The organism is Butyrivibrio sp. MC2021 (assembly GCF_000621605.1).
In the GTDB taxonomy this organism is placed as follows: Bacteria; Bacillota; Clostridia; order Lachnospirales; family Lachnospiraceae; genus Butyrivibrio.
Genome location: NZ_JHXX01000001.1, coordinates 765,425 through 784,057 on the forward strand (window position 1 = coordinate 765,425; position 18,633 = coordinate 784,057).

An 18,633-nucleotide genomic window follows, 5' to 3' on the forward strand; every position below is an offset into this window, starting at 1 on the left:
TCACTCCAAGATGATGGTCCCAGGGGACGGGGTTAGTGGTCCATTTTTCCATTTTGGACCACCAACCCCGTCCTTATGGTCCATTACATGGTATCGCACTTAAGCGCCTCAATAATACTGTCATTCTTGATCCTTGATGCACTAAGTAACATGCTGAATCCAATGATAATAAATACTGCAACAACCATCATCAGATACATAGGATAATTCAGCTCAAAGGCAAATACCTTGCTTTCAATTGTGTTAAACATCAATAAGCTAAGAAGGATTGATACCGGTATTCCAATAACCAAAGCTCTTAGTCCATAGAGAATAGTCTCAAGAATAAGCATCTTCTTTATGCCCTTTTCTTCCATTCCCACTGATCTGAACATGGCAAATTCCTGCCTTCTCATATGTACCGCTGTAGATATGGTGTTCACAATATTTGCGATTGCGATAAGTGTCAAAAGAATAGTGAATCCATACATTGCTGTGTTAAGCATAAGAGATACTGTATCCATGGCATTTATTGCCTGTGACAGATCCTGAACCACACAGTTGCTGTAGCCGCCATAAGTTGTGATGTCACTGATCTTTGATACAAGTCCCTCTTCACTACCTGTGGGGAACACACCGTATGTATAGCTAAGAGCTGTTTTGTCTAAGTGCTCCTGCGCTATTTCATAATACATAGATACGGGAACGTAAACATCCACTGTGTTCTTGGGCGCCAGATTACAAACGTAGCTATCCTCTTTGTACTTAACGATTCCGCTCACTTCTACAACCGGAGGATTATTCGTGGGATCATCATAAAAAATCTTTTGACCAATTATACTTTCATTAAATACAGGCTTACCATTCTCTGTATGAAGGTAGCTGTCCAGAATTACTCCCTTAAGCCCTTTTCCATGATAATCAGTAGGATTTATCCCGTTTTCGTTAAGGAGCTTATCAAAATCTCCATCATCCACAAGGATCAACATAACACCGTCAAGGCTGTCAAACAGTGCCTTATAATCGTTTGTGAGATAATCCTTATTTAAAAAGCTATTGTTTGCCGGAACAAAATCAGATTTATTGTCATGATCCTTAAAAAGATAGGTGACATAGTCTGCGGATACAACTCTTTCAACCTCCGGAAGAGCCTCCAGTTCCTCTTTTAACCTGTCTTTTTCATCCAGCCCGCAAGAAACATATATGTTGAACGGAAGATCAATCTCATACTGATTCAGCTTTATAAATGTATTATTAAAAAAGTCTATAGTCAGGAACATTATGATCGATATCGCCATGGAAAAGACAATTACTGTTCCCTTAAATCCGTTTCTCTTTATATTTTTGTAAGCAAGTTCACCTTCATAACCGAAAATCTTCCTAATAAGAGGATTAACTCTAAGCTTTCTTGCTTTCACTTTAATTACATTTGTCTGGCGAAGCGCATCGAGAGGCATTATCTTAGATGCTTTGATCGCCGGAACATGAGCGGATATAAATACTGTCACAGCTGAAACAATCATGATTGCCAGAATAACATAAGGGTTAACTATGATCGGAATAGCACCTCGCATGCCCTCAGCTCCAGCAATCATATCAGACTCCAGAATTTTCCTTCCAAGGAAATCCAGGGTTACTGCAGCACCTGCACATCCTGCCAGAATACCCAGAAGGATTCCGATAAGTCCAAGCACCAATCCTTCAAAATATATGGATGATCTTTTTTGTGCCCTTGTAGCACCAACGCTGGCCAGCATGCCAAGATATCTCACTTTTTCAGTAAGTGACATTCCAAAAGCGTTGTAGATCAGGACCACCGAAGTAGCGATCACTATCAAAAGAGCAATTCCCATCAATGTAAAAAACTGAATGTAGGTACCGCCCATTCCCTTGGTAGCAAAAACACTTATTAAAAATTCAGTGTTCATATCCCCGATATGAAGATCGTAATCCTCCGCAATCTGCTGTATCTGAACTGCCGAAGTACTGTCAGCCTTTTTTAAAGCTATGCGACAGTCAAGGTATGAATCACCATTATCATCAAGCCCTACGTTCGTACCAAAATCCATACCCCTGAGGATATCAAAATCCTTTGTGGGTCTGTTGCCATGAAGGATTGCCGTAATAGTAGCGCTCTCTGCAGTAAGAACTTCGAACTGTTCTTCAGATCTGTATGATCCGCCATAATAAACCTTTGTTCCATCCGGTTCTATTTCGTATCTGTTTCCCAGCTCAAAAGTAATGGTATCTCCAACATGAAGATCAAGGTCATTATCCTTTAGAAATGCCTCTTCAACTGCAACTTCATCAGATGTTTCGGGGAGCTTGCCCTCGTACTCAGAAACCACGAGCTGCCTATATATATCCCCGCCGCCATTATAAATATTGCCAACCCTGAAACGCATTTCTTTGTCTGTAGGCATCCTTACGCCTGTGATGGTTGGATCCGTGCAGACAGTTCCTGCATATTTTATTCTGGCATCATCTTTAATAGCCTGAACATCTTCCCATGTCAGCTTGTCGTAAACAGCGTGAACATCACCATCCGTAAGTCTGTTGATGGTTCCAAAAAAACTGAAGAATGAAAAAACACCAACCAATATTGCTGTGATAAGTGCTGTAGATGCAACAATTCCAAGGATCGTAACAACAGTTCTCTTCTTATTTTCCAAAAGGTGCCTTATGGTGAGTTTTGATATGATATTCATTACGCACTCACCTCCTCCCTCTTAGAGTCATGGGTTATCTGACCATCTTCAATTGTTATTACTCTGTCTGCTGAAAGAGCTATCCTCTCATCATGGGTTATGATGATTACTGTCTGCCTGTTCTCCTTATTGAATTTCCTAAGGAGCGCTATGATTTCTCTGCTGTTCTCTGAATCCAGGTTACCTGTGGGCTCATCCGCTAAAAGAATTGCCGGATGATTCATAAGCGCTCTTCCGATTGAAACTCTCTGCTGCTGTCCACCGGACAACTGATTGGGGAGATGTCCAACTCTCTCTGATAATCCAAGCTTTTGAACGAGATCGTTTAACAGCTTCTTATCCGGCTTCTTTCCATCCAAAAGAATCGGAAGAGTCATGTTTTCTTCCACATTGAGGATCGGAATCAGGTTGTAAAACTGATATATAAGTCCGATCTGTCTTCTTCTGAAAATAGCAAGCTTTGTTTCATTCAGCTTACTGATATCGGTACCTGAGATATTCACTTCTCCAGAAGTAGGTGTATCAACACCGCCCAGAATGTGCATCAGAGTAGATTTTCCCGAACCGGATGGTCCGACTATAGCAACAAATTCTCCCTGTTCTATATCAAAGGAAACGTTCTTAAGAGCATCTACTTTTGTCTCCCCGCTTCCGTAGACCTTACACAGGTTTTTTATTTCCAAAATCTTCATACGTATTCTCCCTTCTCATCATTTACATTGTGCGTTTAATTGTTTCTGATGAAAGGTTATTATATTGAGATTACAATCAAGTGACTGTTTTATTACAGTTTTGTCATATTGTTATATTCATTTGACGAGTATCGTCAAACGAGGAAATGTTTACATTTCCGAGTCTTGTCGCTTACACAATGGTCTTGTACAGCTTAATCACAAAAGTAGATCCCACGCCTTCTTTGCTGGTTACTGAAATCTCGCCGTGCTGATCTTCTATGATAGCCTTAGTCAGTGCCAGGCCGATTCCAACACTGTCTTTTCCTGCATTTTTGCCTTTATAAAAACGTTCAAATATATGAGGGATATCCTCACCGGCAATTCCGCATCCGGTATCCTTTATGGTTATCTGGCCAAAAAGAGTTGTATCAAGGGTAGTAATTTCAAGCTCTCCTCCGTCGTCCATGTGCTCAATGCAGTTTTTGATGATATTCTGCAGCGCTTCCACCGTCCAGTTTTTATCGCAGATAAAAGACATATCGGTTACAGCCTGTTTATATGAGATTCCGCGAAGCTCGAATTGAATTTCGAAAGGCTTTATGACTTCTGCCAGCAATGCCTCTGCCAAAAGCTGGTCCCGCTTAAGCTCTATGGTACCTGCATCAAGCTTTGACAGCTTCAAAAGAGTCTGTATAAGCCAGTTCATTCTTGAAAGCTGAGCAGACTGGGTTTGCAGAAATTCCCTGCGCTTTTCCGGATTGTCTTCCACAGCCAGAAGGTCATTCATAACCATCATTGACGTAAGCGGAGTCTTCAGCTGATGGCTTATATCCGCTATTGCGGACGCAAGCTGCTTTTTGTCGTCACTAAGTATCTCATTTTGAGCCTTAAGGGTGGATGAGGCTTTATATATATTATTTACAAGGATGGAAAGCTCGCCCTCCTCCTGATTTAGGATGTCAGGCGTATCACTGCCTGACAAAACCTTTACAAGATAGTCGTTTAGCTCTTCAATCCTGCTATACCTTTGTTTCGTGTAAAAATAAAAGACAGCAAGGAGCACTCCCCCGGTAATAAGGGGCAATATCCCTGCTGTTATTTCTGCAAAAATGAATCCGCCAAAAGCCATAAAAATGGTTACAGTGGATCCAATAAACATAATCCTTCTAAAGTCCTGGTTTCTCATACAATTCCTCAAAAAAAAGTTTTGCTAAGGCTTAGCTCGCCGTAAACATTAGAACTAAGCTCGATAGAACCTCACTAAATTATCTCAGCTAATATACCCCATTCCTCTGACAGTCCTGATAATCTGCGGATCTGCCGGGTCCTTTTCGATCTTATCGCGAAGTCTTTTTATATAAACCGTAAGCGTATTGTCATTTACAAAGTCCCCGGCCACGTCCCACAAATCCTGGAGCAGCTGATTTCTTGAAAGTACCACGCCTTTGTTGTTGCAAAATGTAAGAAGAAGCCTGTATTCAAGAGCAGTGAGTTCAACAGTTGTTTCCTCTCCGGTGTCTTCCTCTTTCTTTGTAACCCTGGCTTCGCCTGTGTAAATAGTGATATTACCAAGTTTTTCTACAGATGCATCTACCATGCCTGCGCTGCCTGTTCTTTTACCGGAGCGTCTGAGCACTGTCTTAATTCTGGCCATAAGCTCATTGATTCTGAAGGGCTTACAGATGTAATCGTCTGCTCCCATCTCAAGTCCCATGACCACATTAACTTCCGCATCACTGGCGGTAAGGAAAATCACAGGTACATCCTCTTTTTCCTTAATGAACTTACATACGTCATAACCATTGCCATCAGGGAGGTTGATGTCCAGAATGCAGATGTCATAGATGCCGTTTTCCCAGGCAATTCTGGCATCCTGGACGTTTTCCGTAAGAGTGACTTCATACCCTTCTTTTTCAAGAGAATACTTAAGTCCCATACTTATGGCATTGTCATCTTCCAGCAAAAAAACTTTCATCGTTGCTCTCCTCATGCCCCTTTCTGCCCGGTTTTCATTTTGCTCCATAATAGTTTTGTTACTAATTATCCAAAGGTATGATTTTTACATTACTCCTCAACAAACATCCCCGTAAGCTTCGGAACTTTGAACCTGTTAATGAATAAATCGCATTTACACAGAAATGTATAAAAGGCATGAAGCCCTTCACAGGCGAAGGATTCATAATTTGCCTGGCCTTTGGAAAAGATAATATCTGCATTATCCACGGCCGCTTTTGCTTCCTCTGAAAGCCTTGGATATACTGTGCCGGCTATCGGTGTGCCATTGGTAATAACTTTCCCTACCTTATCAAGACCCACGTACAGCGCATCTTCCATAGTTGCATCGTTAGATACATCTCCGCCACGGACCATAATCATAAGGTCAAGCTGCGGATACTTCTTTTTTAGCTGCTCAAGCATTAGCTTATCCAGAACGATCTCACCGCAGTTATCCGTCAAAAGAAGAAAGTCTTTCGATTTAGAGCATTTATCGCAAAATGACTTATAAACCTGCTGCTCATCATCACGCATTTTGGTATCATCAAAAAGCTTCAAAAACGTCTCCTTGTCAACCTGATGTAGTGCTGCAAAATCTATATAGTTTCCTATCCTGCCCATTACTATGCTTGTAGCCAGTGGATCTTCGCTGCTTTCGATTTCCTTTCGCAAATCATCTTCCATGGAAAGAACCAGATCGTTGTATTCCTTCTTTACGCCTTTAAAATCCGGCAATGGTCCAAAATACTTTTCATGTATTTTGTTGATCTGAATAACAAGTTCAGGACTTGTAATATCCTCAGGCCTGTTATCCAATACCGCCTTTATCTCTGACAGATAGTCCTCATTATCTGTTTTCTTTAATTGTCTGTCGTACATGCATTTTGCACAGCTGTCACTAAATCTCATTTTAGTCCCCACAGACCGTAAGGATCACGCTTAAGTTCTTCTTCGTATAAAGAAACTACTGACAATATGTCAAAGAACATCACCTTACAATCCCCTATATAAGCTTCTTTTATCAGATTCTTATTATATGCCATATCCTGTATCTTGTACCATGCCTTCACCGGCGGATGCCCGGCTTCTATCATCCACTTATCTGGCGGATAGATTTTACAAATTTCTTCTGACGGAGCATAGATTTCATTTATATCATCCGGGGTTATTCCTTCCACGTAGTGCATTGCCGTAAGCTTGTAAATATCAACTCCAAGTAAAAGTGCTTTCCCACCATTATGAATCGGATAATCCAACCCGCCACTTAGTGCTTCCCCGCCATGTTTACCCCATCCGGACGTACTTATAGTGTCTGCTCCGGTATAAGTGTCAGGAAGCTTTCTAAAAGTATCAGCCAAAATACCCATCGCTGTTTTTTCAGCATCAGCCTCCAATATCTTTATCTTAACAGTAATCCCCAGCTTCTTATCTTCCTCTGAGAGATCCAACTCTTTACTCAGCCTGAGTGCAGGCATAAAGATACTGCCCTCTTCAGTAACCAGTTCTTTTAATGTATCTATGACTGTCTCTGCACCACCTTCAAGTTCTCCAAAACTGCTAAGTGAAGAATGCACTTCCAAAGTCATTCCTTTTTCAATTCCAAGCTTTTGCAATGCCGACTTTAGTTCCTCTTTAGTTATAGTTCGCTTGCTCAAAGTGACCTCCTACTTCCATGTGTCAAAGAAAAACAAACTAATAAGAACCAGTACACCTTGTTAAAGATTCAAATTTCGGTGCGCTTCTTCATTATTCACGATGATCATAGACACTTTGTCGCAGCTCTTCACATCCTGACAAGCTCCACAGGTTTCGTAATCATTTCTCATAGCGCATTGACGGATTGTGCACATTGAATCGCAATAGGGAAATTTAACACCGGCGATTCTGCATCCCGCACAGTTAATCATTTCCGGTGTAATATCAGCTTTATTCATTTCTGACCATTCCATTGCAACTTTTTCACGCAGTTTATCATCATTATTAACTGTTGCAATACGTGCTTCACATGCTTCACAGTTTAGTCCACAATATGCAATATACTTATTCACTTTCTTAACCTCCTACACAATCAAAATTGTTCTATTTAAAAGCCATCTTATATTTTGGCAAAACCACTTTGATAAAAATCACTGCATTAACAACAAACAGGATTCCATATATTACTCTTGCGGCAATTTCAGGAATGATAAGAGATATCCCATTCATATCCCCTCCACCAAAAAAAGAGCAGAGAATACATAAATACAGTGGATCCATAAACAGCATAATTATCGTCACATAGTACATGCATGCCTTAAATATATCTGAGGTCGATTTGATCAAAACGTTTATTATCCCCACAAGAATATATCCGGCTATAAGCGTAGCAAGGGATCCCACGAGACAAAAAAACCCCATCTGATTGTCTGTCATCTTTTCAGCACATACGTCTATCTGAACACCAAGCCCTATTACATTAACCTGTTTAAACACTCCAGTAATCAGCGCGTATGCCAGATGAGCACCTTCGTGGATTATATAGTATGAAATTATCGCCACAAATAAGCCAAGATATTGCCTCGTTCGTTTGCTCAAAGTAGCCTCCCAATCTTTGTAGATATTCATAAATTTTATCTCCTTCTGGTCTTACATTATCCATCAATGTCCTTTGTGCTTCTCTTTCTTTTTCTGCTGCTTTAGTTCAAAAAGTCTTAACTCCTCTGCCTCTTTCTGTTCCCGGCTTTTGACCTTGCGCTCAAGTTTATTCTGCTCCTGCAATAGCTTTATCGCCTGTTGAGATTTTGTGCCAATACCTTTTTCTAAGACCATTTTCTTTGCATCACGTTGTAATCTCTTAGGATTCCTTTTTCCTTCCTTGACCACTGTATCTACAGCAGGACTAAACTTCAGCCGATAATATTTTCGGATAATAAATTCCTGAATCTCATAATCCTTGGGCTCTGCTCCAAAAGTTACTTTTGCCACAGACAATTTCCCATTTTCTATGCGTTCAAAAACTCCAACCCAGAAAGGATCATCAAAATATACTATTAATCTGCCACTCAATTGTTCAATTAACATAATCAATTTCTGCTCTGATAAAACATGTAGTGGTATTTGTTTCTGAATCCAAGTCTGGAATAGAAATCCATGTCTGATATTACAAAAGCTCTCTTAGCACCTAACCTCTTTGCCCTACTCAGCGCTTCATGAATTACAGCCTTAGCTATTCCTCTTCCCCTATAGCTTGGGATAGTACAGACAGGCTCTACATACACGTAGTCCGTCTTGGGGTTATACCATAGACCGCATATGGAAATGAGTTCTCCCTCCTCATTGCATGCAGCCACACAGATATCCCTGTTAAAGTGCCTACGCGCCCTTGGGGTAGCGATCCCTTCTTTTTCAAACTTTTGTTTATCTTCTCCGTGATCAAACCCTTGCCAAAAAAGCCATGACAGCTCATAAATATCCTTAACAGGATTCGGGTTCACAAACTTAAGGCCCTCTGGCAAAGGAGCTCCAAATTCCCTTTCCAGGTCCAGCTCCATGATATTTTCTGTTTGCTCATTCCTGATAAAGCCCTTGTTTAAGACCAAATCTATTTCATCTGTGTTGTCATCGCAGACTGCAAGGGAAAATCCAGAATCATCCATGGGATTAGTGCAGGCATAATCTAATATTTCAGGATATAACTGCTTATACTCAGGTAAGACTCCACAAAATCCCTCACCGAAATACATATCATAGATTGCTGCACCAACAACGTTACCATCATCAAGCCAAAGCCCAATGGACTCAATCAAATCCTTATTGAATTCCGGATGCTCATACATCCACTCAAATCTCGCCCAGTTCCAATTAATATAGCTTGTATCCCTAGCATTTAGTTCTATAACAAAATCACATACTACCTCATAATCATTATCTGCATATTTCTTGAAATTCATTTGCCCTGCTCCTTATAAACAATAAACCTGGGTCCCTCTTCTCCAATTTCTCCATTAGCTACAAATCCACATTTCATCAGCACTCTTTGCGACGCAGCATTGTCAGGATCTGTCTCTGCCTCAACAGCCACTATTTCCGGATGTTCAAATGCCCATTTTATTGCCAGACTCACAGCCTCTGTTGCATAGCCATGTCCCTGAAAATCATCTAAAATTCCGTATCCGATTTCAGGATTTTTCTCCTCAAGCCCCTTGAAACACAGATCTCCGATATGTGTTCCGTCTGTCTTCTCAATCAACCACATGGCGTACCAGTCCCACTGATCCGGATGCGTAATACACCCCTCCAGCATCTCACCATATGCCTTCTTGAGCTCATCATCTTTTTCCACTTTGATTATTCTTTCCATCTGATCTCTACTAGCAGGATAAATTCTTATTCTTCGTGATTCAATCATCATTTTCCATTCCTATCCTAAATGCCTTTTTTCTCTTGATTCCATATTATCTTATAACCAAAAACAGACCTCCCTTTACACGGATATAGGTCTGTTTTACACTACTAAGTCTTTTTCAAAACTCGCTTGATTATCTTTCTGTCTTCGGCCATTATTTCCACCTCCAACAGTATTTTAGAACTTTTTTCGGACATTCATCAACACAAGCTCCGCACAATATGCACTCGGTGCACTTTGAATTGCTGCCTTCCTTTGCCATATGTGCGACGTCAAGCCCCATTGGACAAGCCCTTGAACACCTGTTACATGAAATGCAGTCCTCTGCGGATGCTTCAACATGAAGCTGGGGGACATGAAGAAAACGCCCAATACTGCTCCCAATAACCATAAATGGAGCCATCCAGCATAAATAATGACAAGTCGCTCTTCTACCGTGTATCAGTGACGGAAGAACCAATATCAGAAGTACTCCGTAATAGATAATATAGTTATGTATTTCTGTCACTGAAATACCGTGATCTGTCATGAAAAACGGATCTATGGTTACATGGTTTTTCCCGAGGATGAAAGTCACAACTATAGCGGAGATCCACAGTATCCAGATAACGTATTTAATCTTATTCCTCCAGCCCTGCTTCGCGGACTTATCATTGCATCTTGCTACACATTCCTGTAGCCCTCCTGCAGGACAGAGATATCCGCAAAAGGCACGTCCAAAGAACACCGAAAAAATAAGCAAGCTCATAAAGACTATAAAGCTTCCGTTCATGATATGTTCTGATGCTGCCATTATTATCAGGTATGGTGAAAAGTACCACGCTGTTATTGGAAACAGCAGGAATGATATGAAAATAATCGTTCTTCTTATTTGCTGACGTTTCATTGATTACTCCCTCATATATATTCAAATATAAAATCAAAACCATTTATCATTCTTTATCTTCCTCCTGGGTTAGTCCTCATTTGGATAATAAAGGAATAGAATATCGTTCTATTTTACTGTAAGTTTTTGCAAAAATCGCCGATTTTATGGGTATTTTCTTCTGAAGGCTTGTCCTTCGGATCTATGAAAATTGCAGTGGCTGCAAAGCTGTCAATTCCAATGCATTCTCCGAGCTTAGCAAAAGCCCTTTCTGCTCCGGCTCCGCTCTGGCAGGCGAATGCGGCTATCTTTTTATTCTTTAGTCCCTCTTTGTTCTCCAAAATAAAGGTTCGAAGCGGCGGAGTGAAGGTTCCGGCCCATACAGGGAATCCGAAAACAACCTGATCATACGCCGACAAGTCCACATCATAGGGCTCAAGCTCAGGCTTCTCTGCCATAACAGCACTTTTTCCGCCCCAGAAAAACTTGGAGAATCCACTGGTGGAATATGCTTTCTTTGGCACAAGCTTTAATTTATCCGCTGAAAGCGCCTTCGTCAGTTCATCTGCTATATACTCTGTGTTACCTTCCAATGAGAAATAAACAATTATACTTTTCATGCCAACACCTTTCTTGCTTTATTGCACCACTTTAAATAAGCCTCATAAGTATCAATTCCAAACAGTATCGTAAGATAGAAATACACGTGGTCTTCTTCATCAAGGGCCTTCTCCAGGTTGGCCTTGTATACCTGCAATACCTTGAGATCTGCCTTTATCTGCTCTTCGAACAATTCGATATTCCGAAGGGATGTCTCTTTGCTTTCCACTCCTCCGAAAAACAGCTTCATTAAAGTCTCATATTTCAGATCGTTACTGGCCTTCTCATCTCTTACCCAGGCTCTTAGTATCTCTTTCCCCTGAGGGGTGATACTGTATCTGATCTTCTCCCGGCCGCCATTATCATTATTCTTAAGGCGCTTAATACTGCCTTCTTTTTCCAACTCCGAAAGAGCAGGATAAATGCTGCCAAAACTCCCTTTCCAAAAGAATCTTATGCTTCCGTCAATCTGCTTTTTAATATCATATCCGGTCAGGTCATCGTGGGATAATAATCCCAGTATCACCATGTCTATCTTTCTGTCTTTGGCCATTATTTCCACCTCCAACTATATTTTAATACTTTTCCGTATAATATATCAATTCGATATATAACATTTTGATATATTATGGACCTTTTAAATTTTTCTGTCAACAGTCCAGTTATCTATTGCTAACAAGATTATTTTACGCTATAATTCGGTTAGCGATTGCTAACTAAATTGTATTTAGCGGAGGACTTATTCGTGCCTGACAATATAATAATTGAAAACTGTTCACCCACCCTGGCCGGGTTAAAAACAGGAAATATATTTACCATAGACAGGAATCTGATATCTGACATAAAGCAGGAACTTTGTGACCTTAACCATTGCCTTACCGGCAAGGGACTTAGGGCCATTCCCCTTCGTATATCCGAGAAAAATGTCCTGATTTATCTCTACCGTCCTGACAAGCTGAAGGCAGATCTCTCCTCTTCCGAGGCAAAAGAGATCCTTCTTAAGAAAGGATACAGCTGCAAGTCCATAGAAAGCGATATTGTGCGCCTTATCCATCATATTCATCATGATGGATCTTTTCCCCATGAGATAGGACTTTTCCTGGGATATCCTCCTATTGACGTCAGAGGATTTATGGAGGACACAAGGAAAGGCGTTAAATGCGTAGGATATTGGAAGGTTTATGGTGACAAAGAGAAGGCTGAAAAGACTTTTTCAAGCTACAGAAAGTGTACCGAAGTATACAAAAAGTGCCTGTCTCGCGGCAGACACTTATCACAGATGATTGTAAAATCGAGGGTATCATAATGGACCGGGGGGACGGGGTTCATGGACCATTTTAGGATCCATGAACCCCGTCCCCCTAGGTCATTTACTCAATGTTCTTAAGTGCAACGTCCAGTGGTATCCGTTTAATTCTTCTAAAGTCAACCAGTGATACAAATGCATATCCTATCAGCATATAGACCACTGACATCACCATTGACTCCCTGCTCATGAAGAATGCAAAATAACCATCCATCTGCATCAGGAATGCATGGAAAATCCAGATCATGAGTCTGTATCCAATGAAAAAACTGATGATTGAAAAAAGCACTACCACTATGGCTGTAGGAACAATATACAGCGCTCCAATCTCACTATTCTTAAAGCCAAGGATCTTAACCATAGAGATTGAATTTTCGTTTCGCTCTATGATGATCTTGGCCAAAAGATATATCAAAGACGCGGAAAGAACTATCAGCGCATATTTGAACACATCCATAAATTTGCCCATGGAGTGCATCAGCTGATTTGTCACCTTTGTGATGGCCTCCGAGGTAATAACTGTGGCAATGTACTGCTCATCTATATCAGTAATCTCATTTCTTGAGAAATATCCTGAGAATTCCTCAGCTTTTTTCCCAAAAGTCTCGTTAAAATCTTCAACATTTAAAAAAGCTGCGATTCCGCCATCATAATCAGTTATTCCAATCACATCAAAGGTATAGGATTTATTCTCATATTCAGCATTCAGAGTGATCGTGTCACCTTCCGAGATTTCAAACTTCTTGGCAAAAGCGCTTGAAATATACACTCCATGAGCTGTGTTTTTTTCCAAAGTGATGAAAGAACTATCTTTTGCTATTCCATAAACTGTAACACTTTCATCACCGCCACTTCCCATTCCTGTACGCATGGTGCTCTTTTTCTTGGGATACAAAAGCTCAGTGGTACTGAAACGCTCAGCGGACTTCTCAGAAGTTTCAATGACATTTCCGTCTTCATCCAGATAGTCCATAAGCATGTACTGATAATCAGCGAACATCATGTTATGAGCTTCCTTTGCATAGTGCTTAAGGGAATCCGGAAGGCCAAAGGCAAAGCATAGCATCAGTTCGATGAATACAACACCAAATATCAGAACCAGGTAATTGGGCATATTCTGGAAAAGAATTCTCAGTCTGAATCTTCTAAGGAACGACCATCTTGGCAGCCTCATGGCCTTTGCCCTTCTGGTTTTTACAAGGTCATGTCTTAAGAACCGCAGTGGACTCAGCTGTAGCTTTTTTACTATTACAAACAGATTTATAAAGAACATTAAAAGTAGCGGGATTATAGTAGTCTTTACAAGAGCTGCGTCGCTCCATATCACATGACATGTGGGAAGGCTGTAGCTGTTGTAATATAGATAAACTGCCAGCTTGTTAAACACAGTATAGCCAAGGACATTTCCAATTATCGCCCCCAGTAGCGTCACAATTACCGGCATAGACATGTAATGAACCACCAGCTCCGATCTGCTGTAGCCTGAAGCCCGAAGAGTCCCTATAACTGAAGCCTCCTTGTCGATGGTATTGCTGATGATAATAGCAAAAATAAGGGCAATAACACCGATAAGGATGTAGCACAAAATACTGGTAGCGGAAGAGTCTCCCTCGATATCTGATATAGCAAAATTGCTGGCCTGGCGAAGATACTCAGGAAGGTAATCCTCTATCTCGTTGTCGTGTACAAGGGTCTGCGTGATAAGAGATTTAAGGAAGCTCTCGGAATAATCTGCCTGTTCAACCTTTGTCTGTGGTGCATTTACATATTTGTATGCGTAGCTGTAGTGAACTCTTGCCCTCAGCCGGTTAAAGGCTTCGGAAGTCACCATTCCCACATCGAATCCGAAAGCATCAAACATCAGGTCCGTGTTAGAGGCATGGAGAGTCAGGTAGTTCACATAAGAAATAAGGCCCACAACCTCAAATTCTTTTCCGCCTACTGTGATGGTATCTCCAAGTTTAATACCCACGTTATCGGCATGCATTCTGTCGATGGCAATTTCGTTATCTTTTTCCGGAGCTCTGCCCTCATTAAAAGAGGCTTTGTCAATCTCGGAGTCGCTCTTGTAGATTCTTACTGTGGCGTCTTCAACGCCATCGTTGTTATTGTCTTCGGCTTCTTCTCTGTAGAAATGTTCGTAGATCCTTACGGTCGCAGGAGTGATATCGTCATTCAGGTTATATCTTTCAGCCACTTCATCCCACTCTTCATCAACTTTTTTGATGACCTCCTCGTGGGCTTCGTTGTAGGCATCCTCGACAGCCTTCTTGTACTCCTCTGTCTCTTTTGCCTTTTCCAATGCTTCGTCAAAAGAATCTTCGATAGCCTTATCTATCTGTTCCTGTATGGTCTTTTCATCTGTTATCCCATAAGCTGCGCACTGTGTGCGAACACCTGCTTCTATGGCCTCTGTCACCTGTTCATTTAGCTTTTCGTCGATGGCCTTCGCAACTTCTTCGTCGGCTTCCTTATTGCCTTTGTTGATGTAATAGGCCTTGACGTCGGCTTTTTCTCCGGAGCTGATACCATCAAGGAGTTCGGCATTTGCCTTCTTTGACAGCTCGAAACTTCCATCCTCCAGGTTCAATGACTCTCTTCCGTCATAGACCGCAGCCAGCATACTGTCGTGGCCCACATACATACCTGAGATGACACCGATCATGATGACCATGAAGAGGATGATTACCAGATACTTATGCCAGTCGGATTTAAGCTCTCTTGGAATTCTCTTGATAAGGGGATTTCTCATTGCTCTGCCCTCCTTACCATTCAAGATCCATTGCAGTCATCTTGTTTTCATTTATGTCGTTGTGACGCACCACCCCATCTCTAAGTTTGATGACATGGTCAGCCATATTCCTGATTGCTTCGTTGTGAGTAACCATGATAACGGTGTTGCCGTACTTTTTGTTGCAGTCCTCGATGAGGGCCAGAATCTCTTTTGACGTCTTATAATCCAGAGCGCCTGTTGGTTCGTCGCACATAAGAATATCCGGATTCTTGACTACAGCTCTGCCTATTGAAACTCTCTGTTGCTGTCCCCCGGATAACTGATTGGGATACTTATATTTGTGATCCTGGAGTCCTAGAGTTGTCAGTACTTCTTCCACGTCCAGGGGATTATCCGATAGATATGCTCCTACTTCGATGTTTTCCTTAACATTGAGGTTAGGGATAAGGTTATACATCTGGAAAACATAGCCCAAATGCTTACGTCTGTACAGAGTAAGCTCCTTCTCATTCATCTCTTCCAGTTTGTCGCCATTTATGCTCACATAACCTTCATCAGGAGTATCGATTCCACCTATGATATTAAGCAGCGTAGACTTTCCGGAACCGGAAGGACCAAGGAGAACACAGAACTCTCCTTTTTTAACGGTGAAATTCATGCCTCTAAGGACATCCTGCCTGGCTTCACCACTGCCAAAGCTCTTTTTCAGGTCTTTAATCTCAAGAAATTCTTTCATAACTACTCCTCATTTTAAGTTGTCCATTGCTAACAAAATTATAGTACGCTATAAAGAAGTTAGCAATAGGTAACCACGCCATTACGATGTGGCCTCTGAAAGCGCTGCATTCACTGCATCTATAATTCCCTCAGAGGAATAGGTCGCCCCCGAAACAGTATCAACATCTGTCCCCTGTGACTCAAGCATTTTCTGTATCATAGATGCTCCGTCACTATCAACATCATAATAATCCGCGTCATCCGGAAAATCTTGCACCGGTTCTTTTCCCTGGTTAGTTGCCTGTCTCATAATATATGACGTTCCGATTGTGGCAACGCTGGTGTAGCAAAACACCATTTATTATTTAATGCCTTGGTAGGGTTTCTTCCAATTTTAGTTCTCGTTCAATCAGTGGACAGTAAAGATTGTATTCTTCTCAAACACACCTACAGCAAATGCCAATTTAAAATAAAAAGGCATATTCTCATAGGCTTCGAAACTGGTTCGCTTTAAAAACTCCTCAATGGATATCTCCTCAATGTAGCCATATGGATTGGCTACAGTAATTTTGTTATTTGGAATATCCATTCCTATAAGCAGCGAATAATGTAGCGTCCACACATCACCATACTTAGCTGCCCACTCAAATGGCACAGGTATTCCTCTTGCCAGGTTTTCATAAGCTACATCTATCAGTTCCGTATTTGTCATGTATTTATGGATAGACGTAGTATACTCCGGAAAGCGCTTGTTCATTTCTTCGCAAAACTTATCTCCTGTTGAGGTTATGACCTTGCCATATTCATTGTACAGATCCTCTTCTGTCAGATGCCCCTTATTCCATGCAGAAAACATCTCAATACAGGCATAACCACAGGAAACATCCTGAATTATTACCTTTACTCCATCAACATATACCGGAGTGCTATATTTATCATCTTTATTTATAGACGAATATTCAGTTAGAATTCTATCTGTCTGAATCCGTAGCTTTATCAAAAGTCCCACCAGCACAACAATAATCAGCGTTAAAAAAATGAAAATACTGCGAATTGCTTTTTTCAAATAATACCTCCTCTACCATGTATGAATACTGGCCTTCTCTGACAATTTCTGATATTTATCATCTACTATATCCGATTTCAAAAAAAAGTCATCTGACTGTTTGTTGGGAAATTTAATCAAGTACCTCTCCGTTACGAGAGATAGTTAAAACCTGCCAGGGAAGGAACTTTCCACTGTTCTTTATAGCATTCTCTGCGGCCCTCTGGAGTCCTCCGCAGCATGGAACCTCCATCCTTACTATGGTCACGCTGGTGATATCGTTATTTGATATGATTTCTGTCAGCTTTTCTGTGTAGTCGCCATCATCCAGCTTTGGGCATCCTATCATTGTAACCTTCCCATTCATGAACTCTTCGTGCATGTTTGCATAGGCGTATGCTGTGCAGTCAGCTGCAATGAGGAGCTTGGCTCCATTAAAGAAATCAGCCTGTGTTGGAAGAAGTTTTATCTGACATGGCCATTGCATTAATCTTGATGGATGAGTGCTCATTCTTGAAATCATGTCCTGCCCGAAATCGTCGTTGCCCTGAGAAGCACTCTGAAGCTGCATAAACCTTGATCCCGGGCATCCATGCGCTTCCTTTACTGCTGCTTCATCATAAGCAGGCGCTTCCCTTTCTTCAAAAGAGATCGCTCCCATAGGACATCCCGGTAAACAATCGCCAAATCCATCGCAAAAGTTCTCTCTTACCAGCTTTGCTTTTCCGTTCACAATATCAATAGCCCCTTCGTGGCATGCACTGGCACAAATACCACAGCCATTGCACTTTTCTTCGTCGATCTTTATTATCTTTCTTACCATCTTTAAACCTCTCTGTTCTTAGCTTTAACCTTGTTCTGATGCTGTCAGTATAATATACTATCCATAACATGTATGTTGTTTAAACCACATTTCAGGAGAAATTTTTTATGAATCTTGAAGGTATAGAAAAAAGCAGATTGTTCCAGGGAATGACAACAAAAGAGCTATCCTCGTGCCTTGACTTCCTGGATGCAAAGGAAAAGAGATTCCGAAAAGACGATGTGATTCTCCACGCCGGAGAACAGACTTCCCAAATAGGCATGGTGCTTTCTGGTAGTGTTACTGTTGAAAGCAACGACATCTGGGGCAACCGTACTGTATTAAGCCATGTTGGAAAGAACCAATTCTTTGCCGAGACATACGCTCTTCTTGGCGAAGTCCTTTTGGTGGATGTCAGAGCAAATGAGGAAAGCCGTATTCTCTTTTGCAATATAAAGAACCTTCTCGAAGATAGCAAAAAGAGCTCTCCCTGGAAAGAAAAGCTCCTTAAAAATATACTTATCATCTCATCACAAAAGAACCTTATCCTCTCCGGACGAAGCTTTTATACTTCTTCCAAGAGCTGCCGCGGACGCCTCCTGTCATATCTCAATGCCATTGCACTGCAGTCTGACTCCAGAGAATTTGATATTCCATTCAACAGACAACAGCTTGCTGATTATCTGAACCTTGAGCGCACCAATATGTCAAAAGAACTCTCACGCATGCAAGATGAAGGGCTTATAGAGTATAGGAAAAGTCATTTCAGACTTTTTAAGGCTGATTAGCCAACATATCTAATTTGCTCAGAAAAGTTTTCATAC

Annotated in this window: 21 protein-coding genes; 2 read left to right on the forward strand and 19 right to left on the reverse strand. The window is 41.2% G+C overall.

All coding sequences use genetic code 11. The features are described 5' to 3' along the window. Positions 1-83: 83 nt before the first annotated feature. The 14 genes from T359_RS0103110 to T359_RS0103175 all read right to left on the reverse strand — a co-directional run bounded on the left by T359_RS0103110 (position 84) and on the right by T359_RS0103175 (position 11,758). Positions 84-2,687 (reverse strand): ABC transporter permease, encoded by a 2,604-nt coding sequence (locus tag T359_RS0103110; RefSeq protein WP_026516208.1) that lies wholly within the window; start codon positions 2,685-2,687, stop codon positions 84-86. Continuing rightward, positions 2,687-3,379 carry an ABC transporter ATP-binding protein gene (locus T359_RS0103115; protein ID WP_026516209.1) on the reverse strand — a complete coding sequence of 231 codons (693 nt, stop codon included), beginning with the start codon at positions 3,377-3,379 and terminating at the stop codon, positions 2,687-2,689. Before T359_RS0103115 ends, T359_RS0103110 begins: the two co-directional genes overlap by 1 nt. Before the next feature lie 172 nt (positions 3,380-3,551). Then, entirely contained in the window at positions 3,552-4,547 is a 996-nt protein-coding gene (locus T359_RS0103120) for a sensor histidine kinase (protein WP_035783496.1), read from the reverse strand. An 84-nt stretch (positions 4,548-4,631) separates the two neighbouring features. Then, positions 4,632-5,336, reverse strand: a complete 705-nt coding sequence (locus T359_RS0103125) for a response regulator transcription factor (protein WP_026516211.1) — start codon at positions 5,334-5,336, stop codon at positions 4,632-4,634. Between the two features lie 89 nt (positions 5,337-5,425). Then, entirely contained in the window at positions 5,426-6,265 is an 840-nt protein-coding gene (locus tag T359_RS0103130; RefSeq protein WP_026516212.1) for a damage-control phosphatase ARMT1 family protein, read from the reverse strand. Further along, the gene (locus tag T359_RS0103135; RefSeq protein WP_026516213.1) at positions 6,262-7,011 is read right to left on the reverse strand and encodes an AAC(3) family N-acetyltransferase; all 750 of its coding nucleotides are present in this window, start codon (positions 7,009-7,011) and stop codon (positions 6,262-6,264) included. Before T359_RS0103135 ends, T359_RS0103130 begins: the two co-directional genes overlap by 4 nt. Positions 7,012-7,071: 60 nt before the next feature. Beyond that, the gene (locus T359_RS0103140) at positions 7,072-7,404 is read right to left on the reverse strand and encodes a DUF3795 domain-containing protein (RefSeq protein WP_026516214.1); all 333 of its coding nucleotides are present in this window, start codon (positions 7,402-7,404) and stop codon (positions 7,072-7,074) included. Between the two features lie 31 nt (positions 7,405-7,435). Continuing rightward, positions 7,436-7,960: a hypothetical protein gene (locus T359_RS0103145; protein ID WP_026516215.1), complete on the reverse strand. Its 525-nt coding sequence runs from the start codon at positions 7,958-7,960 to the stop codon at positions 7,436-7,438. Positions 7,961-7,993: 33 nt separating this feature from the next. Further along, positions 7,994-8,416: a YjdF family protein gene (locus T359_RS0103150; protein ID WP_442856199.1), complete on the reverse strand. Its 423-nt coding sequence runs from the start codon at positions 8,414-8,416 to the stop codon at positions 7,994-7,996. Positions 8,417-8,418: 2 nt separating this feature from the next. Then, the gene (locus tag T359_RS0103155; RefSeq protein WP_026516217.1) at positions 8,419-9,285 is read right to left on the reverse strand and encodes a GNAT family N-acetyltransferase; all 867 of its coding nucleotides are present in this window, start codon (positions 9,283-9,285) and stop codon (positions 8,419-8,421) included. Then, entirely contained in the window at positions 9,282-9,746 is a 465-nt protein-coding gene (locus tag T359_RS19145) for a GNAT family N-acetyltransferase (RefSeq protein WP_330370126.1), read from the reverse strand. The genes T359_RS0103155 and T359_RS19145 overlap by 4 nt, the downstream gene beginning before the upstream one ends. 148 nt (positions 9,747-9,894) lie before the next feature. Then, positions 9,895-10,626 carry a 4Fe-4S binding protein gene (locus tag T359_RS0103165; RefSeq protein WP_026516219.1) on the reverse strand — a complete coding sequence of 244 codons (732 nt, stop codon included), beginning with the start codon at positions 10,624-10,626 and terminating at the stop codon, positions 9,895-9,897. A 113-nt stretch (positions 10,627-10,739) separates the two neighbouring features. Beyond that, positions 10,740-11,225, reverse strand: a complete 486-nt coding sequence (locus T359_RS0103170) for a flavodoxin family protein (RefSeq protein ID WP_026516220.1) — start codon at positions 11,223-11,225, stop codon at positions 10,740-10,742. Then, positions 11,222-11,758: a PadR family transcriptional regulator gene (locus T359_RS0103175; RefSeq protein ID WP_026516221.1), complete on the reverse strand. Its 537-nt coding sequence runs from the start codon at positions 11,756-11,758 to the stop codon at positions 11,222-11,224. The genes T359_RS0103170 and T359_RS0103175 overlap by 4 nt, the downstream gene beginning before the upstream one ends. A gap of 192 nt (positions 11,759-11,950) precedes the next feature. On the opposite strand from T359_RS0103175, the gene T359_RS19150 reads away from it, so the two are divergent. After that, positions 11,951-12,511 (forward strand): DUF3793 family protein, encoded by a 561-nt coding sequence (locus T359_RS19150; RefSeq protein WP_035783499.1) that lies wholly within the window; start codon positions 11,951-11,953, stop codon positions 12,509-12,511. 64 nt (positions 12,512-12,575) lie between these two features. On the opposite strand, the gene T359_RS0103185 is transcribed toward T359_RS19150, so the two are convergent. From T359_RS0103185 to T359_RS0103210, 5 genes are all read right to left on the reverse strand, one after another. After that, complete coding sequence (locus tag T359_RS0103185; protein WP_035783501.1) at positions 12,576-15,263, reverse strand: ABC transporter permease; 2,688 nt, start codon at positions 15,261-15,263, stop codon at positions 12,576-12,578. Positions 15,264-15,276: 13 nt separating this feature from the next. After that, the gene (locus T359_RS0103190) at positions 15,277-15,981 is read right to left on the reverse strand and encodes an ABC transporter ATP-binding protein (RefSeq protein WP_026516223.1); all 705 of its coding nucleotides are present in this window, start codon (positions 15,979-15,981) and stop codon (positions 15,277-15,279) included. A gap of 81 nt (positions 15,982-16,062) precedes the next feature. After that, positions 16,063-16,272, reverse strand: a complete 210-nt coding sequence (locus T359_RS0103195; protein WP_242839032.1) for an FMN-binding protein — start codon at positions 16,270-16,272, stop codon at positions 16,063-16,065. A 99-nt stretch (positions 16,273-16,371) separates the two neighbouring features. Beyond that, on the reverse strand, positions 16,372-17,028 hold the full coding sequence (locus tag T359_RS0103200; protein WP_026516225.1) for a hypothetical protein: 657 nt from the start codon (positions 17,026-17,028) through the stop codon (positions 16,372-16,374). A gap of 112 nt (positions 17,029-17,140) precedes the next feature. After that, positions 17,141-17,830, reverse strand: a complete 690-nt coding sequence (locus tag T359_RS0103210; protein WP_026516226.1) for an ATP-binding protein — start codon at positions 17,828-17,830, stop codon at positions 17,141-17,143. A gap of 107 nt (positions 17,831-17,937) precedes the next feature. Here T359_RS0103210 and T359_RS0103215 point away from each other — a divergent pair, with 107 nt between their 5' ends. Then, positions 17,938-18,597: a Crp/Fnr family transcriptional regulator gene (locus tag T359_RS0103215; protein WP_026516227.1), complete on the forward strand. Its 660-nt coding sequence runs from the start codon at positions 17,938-17,940 to the stop codon at positions 18,595-18,597. The last annotated feature ends 36 nt before the right edge of the window (positions 18,598-18,633 follow it).